Below are 6865 nucleotides of genomic sequence, written 5' to 3' on the forward strand. Positions count from 1 at the left end.
CGTTCCCTCCCAGCGTGACCCGTGATATACGCGTCGACCATGATCGCTCCGGGGAACGACGCGGGAGAGCTTTCGTCGCAAGCTGGCGCATTCGACGCGGCCGACACGAGGCGCCGGGTCAAGGCGATCCTGCTCGGCTCGATGGGAAATCTCATCGAGTGGTACGACGTGTACGCGTACAGCGTCTTTTCGCTGTATTTCGCCGGCTCGTTTTTCCCGAGCAGCGATCCCGTCGCGCAGCAGCTCGCGACGTCCGTCATTTTCGCGGCTGGCTTCGTGGCGCGTCCGTTCGGAGGTTTGCTTTTCGGGCACCTCGCGGACACCCACGGCCGTCGCAATGCGCTCACCTGGTCCGTGCTTTTGATGAGCTTCGGCTCCCTGCTGATCGCCGTGACGCCCACCTACGCCAGCATCGGCATCGGGGCGCCCATCCTCTTGACGATCGCGCGCATCGTGCAGGGCATCAGCCAGGGAGGCGAATACGGCACCAGCGCGACCTACCTGTCCGAAGTGGCGCACCCCGAGCGCCGCGGGTTTTATTCGGGCGTCTGGTACGTGACGCTCATCGGCGGTCAGCTCTGCGCGACCGCGCTGCTCTTGTTCCTGCAGAAGCTCGTGCTCACGCCGGGCGAGCTCCGCTCCTGGGGCTGGCGCATTCCTTTCTTCCTCGGCGCGGCGCTCGCCGTCTCCACATCGATGATGCGGAAAGACATGCACGAAAGCGAGCATTTCGAGAAGGCCAAGGCGGTCGCCAGGAACGCGTCCGGGCTCGAGGTCGCGCTGAAGCATTGGCGGACGATGCTGCTCGTCGTCGGCGTCACGATCGGTGGAACGTCCGCTTTTTATACGTACACCACGTACATGCAGAAGTTCTTGAAGCTGTCGGTCGGGTTGACGGACGAGCAGACGACGATGGTCGTCATTCTGACGATGGTGGTGGCGATCGTCCTGCAGCCGCTCTACGGCGCGTTATCGGACAAGGTGGGCCGCAAGCCGCTGCTGATGGGCTTCGGGCTCCTCGGCACGCTCTTCACGTATCCTCTGCTCGCGTCGATTCACCGGACGAAGAGCGCAGTCGTGGCCACGCTCCTGATCTGCGCGGCCTGGCTCATCGTCAGCGGGTACACGTCCATCACGGCGATCCTCAAGGCCGAGCTTTTTCCGACGAACGTCCGCGCCCTCGGCGTGGGGCTACCGTATGCGCTCACGGTGTCGCTCTTCGGCGGGACGGTCGATTCGGTGGCCCTCGCGTTCAAGAACGCGGGGCACGAGACGTGGTTCTTCGGGTACGCGACGGCGTGTATCTTCGTGTCGCTCGTGGTGTATGCGTTCATGCTCGACACCAAGCGTCATTCACGCATGGAGCAGCACGCGTAAGGTTCACCGCGACATCTGCAAAGCCACGGCCATGCGGCCCCAAGGGGCGCCGCCTCCCCGCGGAAGCTCTTTCGGCAGGTGCGAGACGCGCCTTGCTCGCCGTGTCACGGCAGCGGGCCGAGGTAGGTCGCCGTCATCCCCTTCAGCAGAAACAGGTGCTTGTCGCTCAGGTCGGCGAACGTGCCTTGATTGACGACGATGTCGATCTCGGTGTCGGTCCAGCGGGTCGGCACCTGGAGGACGGACTGCGTGCGGTTCTCCCAGGCGGGCGCGTCTGCGAGCTCGATGCGCTCGAAGCTGAAGTCCAGGTAGGGCATGGCGTGACCGAGGAGCTCGCCCGCGTCCCCGTTCATGTCCACCGTGTTGGAGAGCAGGGCGTAGTCGATCTTGCCGCCGGTGCCGAGCCAGCCGGAAATCTCGCCGGTGTAGCCGCGCGAGGCGTCCGTGAGGATCTTCCCGTCGGCGTAGAACGAGATCACGTCGTTCTCGAAGTCGGCCAGGATCTCGTACCGCATCCAGGTGTTGTCCTGGTAGGAGGCCGGAGGATCGGCGTAGATGCCGGGCATGCCGTCATTGCTGCCTTCGGCGCGCGCCGTCAAGGTGCTCCCCTGCTTGGCGGCCCACACGTTGTGGTTGATGACGTTCGAATCGGTCCAATAAAAGCGGAAGTACTTCCCCGGTTCCTGCGTCGTCGAGAGGTTGACGTAGCAGGAGAGGTACATCTGCGGGTGATACTCGTTCTTGTCCCACACGTTCCAGTTGCGCAGGCGGTAATTCTGCGGATAGGCGTCGCGGATCTCCTGTGTGATGCGGCGTTCGAGCCACCGCCCCGACCGCGTCGGTCCGCCGGAGAGCTTCAGCGTGGCGCCGGACGCGGTGGCGGCGTCGTTGAAGTCCGTGGACGTCAGGATCGGGTAGATGCCGTCCAGGTGGGCGCGCCAGCCCTCCTTGGTGTTCTCCGCGGGCTCGGCCGATGGCGCGCTGTCGAAGTCGCTGAAGCGCGCCACGAGGTGGCGCTTGCCGAAGAAGCGGTGGTCGCCGGCATTGTGATCGGCCTTCGCGCCGAACCCGGTCCCATGGATGGTGTAATCGTCGCCGTGCTGGACATGCGTGTCCGCGCCCGCGCCCGAGCTACTCGACGACGCCGAAGAGGCGGTGTCGTCGCCGTCGCTGGGCGCGCAACCGCTGATCCACGAGGTGGTCGTGGCGAACCCGAGCGCCGCGATCGCGAGGGCGCTCCGCACCTGGGGGGAACGCTGCCATTCCATTGGTCGCTTGTGCATTGTCATGGTCGAGCCTCTCCTTGGGGGAGCCGTCACGGTTCAAGACCGTTCCTTCGGCTGTGAGGTTGCCTCGCCCGCGCGCGCTTGTGCTCTCGCAATTCTGCCAAGGGTCGTTGCAAATGGACGACATCCACCAGCCAATGGTCCCTGCGTGCGACCGACCTCCACGGTCTTGCCACCGGCCTGTGGAAGAACTGCGCGAAGCGCAGTTCTTCCAACAAAGGTCCAGGGCTGGCCCTGCAAAGAGGGGGCGGACAGCTTGAAACATTTTCCCCGCATCGACTGCGCTTCGCGCAGTCGATGCCCAGAGGTCCAGGGCTGGCCCTGGTTCGGGTCGAGGGGCGAAGAGCCCCCGCGGGGCCCGGGGCAGCGCCCCGGCGCGGCGGCTCGTGGTGCGCGGCTCGCGCGGCCGCTACCTCCGCGCGCCTACCCCGAGAGCAGCACCCGCTGGAAGCTCACCTGGATGCGGCTCTCGACCAGCCGCGCGAGGCTCTCCACCTCGGGATCCGTGAGCCCTCGTCGCTCGCGCAAGAGGCGCCTCGCCTCGTGGTCGAGCTTCTCGCGGATGGCCGAGAGCCAGCGCGCCGCCGTCGCACGGTGCACGCGGTACGTCACCCCGATCGTGTCAATCGAGAGCCCATGCACGAGGTGCATTCGCAAGAGCGTGCGCTCCCGCGGCGAAAGGCCCCGCAGCGCATCCTCGAGCGCCGCCTTGAACGCCGCGCGGTGCTCCTCCTTCAGCGCGTCGAGCTCCGGATCGTCCTCTGCCGCGAGCTCCTCGAAGAGCGGCGCATCCCCCAGCGCGAGCCGGTGATCCCGTCGCTTCAGGTTCAATGCCGTCCGCATCGCCGCGACGCGGATCACGCCCGCCAGATCCCCATGCGCCGCCGCCGCGAGGATCCGCGCCGGCTGCCCTTCCTGCGCCACGAAGAGCTTCTCCCGCAGGCTCTGGAGCGCCTCGTCGATTGCGTCCGCCGAGAGCCCCATCCGCGCGAGCGCCGCCCGCGCCCCGGGGAACGCGCGCGCCTCGAGCTCGCGCAGCGCCTTGCCGTCCCCGCGCGCGCACGCCAGCGCGAGCCACATCTCCACCGCCGCGCGCTCCGAAGGCGCGCTCGAGCCCGCCGCGTGCGCCGCGAGCTCGGCGCTGAATTCGTCCTCGGGGACCTCGATGCCGGGCCACGCCTCCCGCGCCCGCCGCACGAGCGCAGGGATCGCGCCGTCTTCCCGCAGCTCCACCACGAGGCTCGACATGCGGTTTCGAGCATAGCATCCATGCGCCGGTGACTTGCCCCTCCGAGATCACCCTGCTCGCATTCGTCAGAGGCAGCCTCCCAGGCGAGGAGCACACGCAAACCGAGGACCACCTCGACGTCTGCCCCGCTTGCCTCGCGATCGTCGCCGATCTCGCCCGCACCGAGCCGCTCACGCTCGACCCACCCCCGAGCCCGCCCGCCGGCCCGCTGCTGCCCGACGGCGCCCCCCGATACACGCCCGGCGCCGAGATCGCGCGCGGCGGGATGGGGCGCATTCTGAAAGCCGAGGATCGGCTGCTCGGGCGCCCCGTCGCCCTGAAGCTGCTCCGCCGCAGCGCCGAAGGGCTCGAGCGCCGCTTTCTGCGCGAGCAACGCATCACGGCCCGCCTCCAGCACCCGGCCATCGTCCCGGTCTACGACGCCGGCGTCCTGCCCACCGGCGAGGCCTTTTTCGTGATGCGCCTCGTGAAGGGCGAGAGCCTCGATCGCAGCGCGGCGAAGGCGCGCTCGTTCGAGGAGCGGCTCCGCCTCTTGCCCGCCGTGATCGGCGTCGTGGACGCGGTGGCCTACGCCCACGGCGAAGGCGTGGTGCACCGCGATCTCAAGCCCCAGAACGTCCTCGTCGGCCCCTTCGGCGAGGTCGTCGTCGTCGACTGGGGCCTCGCCCGCGAGCTCGACGCGAGCGCCGACCGGCCGAGGGCCTCGGCCGACGCCGGCGCCCTCGATCCGATGACCACGCGCGACGGCGAGGTGCTCGGGACCCTCGCCTACATGGCCCCCGAGCAGGTGCGCGGGCAGGCCGCCGATGCACGCGCGGACGTGTATGGCCTCGGCGCGATCCTCTACCAGGTGCTCACGGGCGCCCCGCCCCACGCCGGCCGCGGCGATTCGCTCTCGACGCGCGCCGCCGAGCACGCCCCCGAGCGGCTCGCCCGCCGCGTGCCCGACGCGCCGCCCGATCTCGCCGCCATCGTCGAGCGCGCCATGGCCCCCGAGCCCGAGGTGCGATACCCGTCCGCCCAGGATCTCGCCGAGGACCTCAAGCGCTGGCAAGCGGGCCGGCTCGTCGCGGCCCACAGGTACACGACCGGCGATCTCGTCCGGCGCTTCGTGCAGCGGTATCGGGCGGCCTTCGTCGTGGCGAGCGCGGCGCTCGTCGTGCTGCTCGTCCTCGGCGCCGTGGGCCTCGAGCGCATCTTCGCGGAGCGGGCCTTCGCGCTCGCGGAGCAGGCGCGGGCCGAGTCTGCCCGGGCGCGCGCCGAGTCGGAGCGGGCCGCCGCCGAGGCGCTCGTGAGCTTCATCCTGGGGGATCTGCGCGATCGGCTCGAGCGGGTCGGGCGCCTCGACGCGCTCGAAGGCGTCGCCCGCGCCGTGCACGACTACCAGGATCGCTCGGCCAGCGCCGAGGACGCCGCCAGCCTGCTCCGGCGCGCCGAGGTCGCGGGGCTCGCGGGAGATGTGGCCTTCGCGCGGGGCGATCTCGCGGGCGCCGAGCAGAGCTACCAGCGAAGCCGGGCCGCGGCGGACAGCGCGGGCGCCGGGGACCTCGGGGCGGCGGCGCGTTGCCTCGCGGCAGCGCGGCTCGGGGATGTCCACAAGCGCCGTGGAGAGCTCGATACGGCGACGACGCTGTACGAGTCCTGCGCGGCGATGGGCCGCGAGGGGGCGGGGCCGGAGCTCCGCGGGCTCTTCGTGAGGACGCACGTGGCGCTCGCCGAGGTGGCGCGCTTGCGGGGTGATCTGCTGGCGTCTCGGAAGCTGCTCGAGCAGGCGCGGCCGGCCGCGCTGGCGCTCGTCGCCGAGGCGGGCGGCCCGGCGTCCGAGGCTTCGCGGTTCTTGTTCTCGTTACGCTGCGATCTGTGGAAGACGCTGAACCTCTCGGGGGAGGTCCGCGCCGAGCGCGAGGAGGCGGTGGCCGCGCTGGATCTCGCCCGCGCCCGGGTCGCGGCGCGCCCGGATGACATGGTGGCCCGCTACGATCTGGCGAGCGCGGAGATGCAGGTCGGGGCGGCGGACGAGCACGCGGGGGAGCTCGTCGCGGCCGAGCCTTCGTATCGCGCGGCGCACGCCGGGTATCGCGCGCTCGCCGAGAGGGATCCGTCGAACATCGAATGGCAGCGGGCCGTGGGGGCGATGTCGGATCGGCTCGGGGCGCTGGCCATCGCGCGGGGCGACGCGGAGGCGGCGTTGCCGTGGATGCGGGCGAGCGACGCTTCGTCGGCGCGGCTCGTCGCATTGGCCCCGGACACCCTGGAGTGGCGGCGGGATCAGGCGGTGTCGGCGCTGGCGCTGGGAGATGTTTTGCGGGCTTTGCGCCGCGTGGACGAGGCCCGGGTCGAGATGCGCCGCGCGGTGGAGTTCTTGGAGAAGCTCGCGGAGAAGGCGCCGGATGCGCGGCGGTCGGAGCATGATCTGGGGGTCGCGCTGGGGCATCTGGGGCAGCTCGAGCTGGAGTCGAAGCGGCTCGAGGTGGGCCAGGCGGCGCAGCGGCGATCCGTCGAGCTGCTGAAGAGGCACCTCGCGGCGGTGGATACGCCGCAGAACCGGCACGAGGTCGCGGCGGCCCTGCTCATTCTGGCGGAGAACGAGCGGGGCCCGTCCGCGGCGGCGCACGTCGACGAGGCGCTGGCGATCCTGCGGCCGATCGAGGCGACGGCGGAGGAGAATGCTGATTTGCGCGAGCTGTTCCAGGACGCCCGAAAGCTCGAACGGAAGGTGAAGGGGCGCCGCTGATCAGGCGCGGCGCTGGATACGGCGGCCGCGCGCCATGAGCAGGCCGAGGCCGAGGACGAGGAAGGCCGCGCGGTTGTCGTGGGCCGGACGGTCCCCCGGGACGCTGCAAGCGCAGCCGCCGGCGTCGGCAACGGAGCCGCCGCTGCCGCCGGAGCCGCCGCCGCTGCCGCCGGAGCCGCCGCCGCTGCCGCCAGAGCCGCCGCCGCTGCCGCCAGAGCC

The 6865-nt window shown here is 70.4% G+C and carries 5 protein-coding genes; 2 read left to right on the forward strand and 3 right to left on the reverse strand.

The annotated features are described in order from the left end of the window. Positions 1–39: 39 nt before the first annotated feature. Positions 40–1377, forward strand: coding sequence for an MFS transporter (locus QHF85_RS37765; RefSeq protein ID WP_281332272.1), 1338 nt, complete (start codon positions 40–42; stop codon positions 1375–1377). Positions 1378–1481: 104 nt separating this feature from the next. Here the strand turns inward: QHF85_RS37765 and QHF85_RS37770 are convergent, their stop codons facing one another. Both QHF85_RS37770 and QHF85_RS37775 read right to left on the reverse strand, forming a co-directional pair. Beyond that, positions 1482–2666, reverse strand: a complete 1185-nt coding sequence (locus tag QHF85_RS37770; RefSeq protein ID WP_281332273.1) for a hypothetical protein — start codon at positions 2664–2666, stop codon at positions 1482–1484. Positions 2667–3086: 420 nt separating this feature from the next. Beyond that, positions 3087–3911 (reverse strand): sigma factor-like helix-turn-helix DNA-binding protein, encoded by an 825-nt coding sequence (locus QHF85_RS37775; RefSeq protein ID WP_281332274.1) that lies wholly within the window; start codon positions 3909–3911, stop codon positions 3087–3089. A gap of 29 nt (positions 3912–3940) precedes the next feature. Here QHF85_RS37775 and QHF85_RS37780 point away from each other — a divergent pair, with 29 nt between their 5' ends. Beyond that, a complete protein-coding gene (locus tag QHF85_RS37780) occupies positions 3941–6646 on the forward strand; it encodes a serine/threonine-protein kinase (RefSeq protein WP_281332275.1) in 2706 nt (901 codons plus the stop codon). Here QHF85_RS37780 and QHF85_RS37785 read toward each other — a convergent pair. Next, on the reverse strand, positions 6647–6865 hold a 219-nt coding region (locus tag QHF85_RS37785), incomplete at its 5' end, for an MYXO-CTERM sorting domain-containing protein (RefSeq protein WP_281332276.1).

Origin of the sequence: Polyangium sp. 6x1 (assembly GCF_029946515.1) — a bacterium.
Classification (GTDB): domain Bacteria; phylum Myxococcota_A; class Polyangia; order Polyangiales; family Polyangiaceae; genus Polyangium.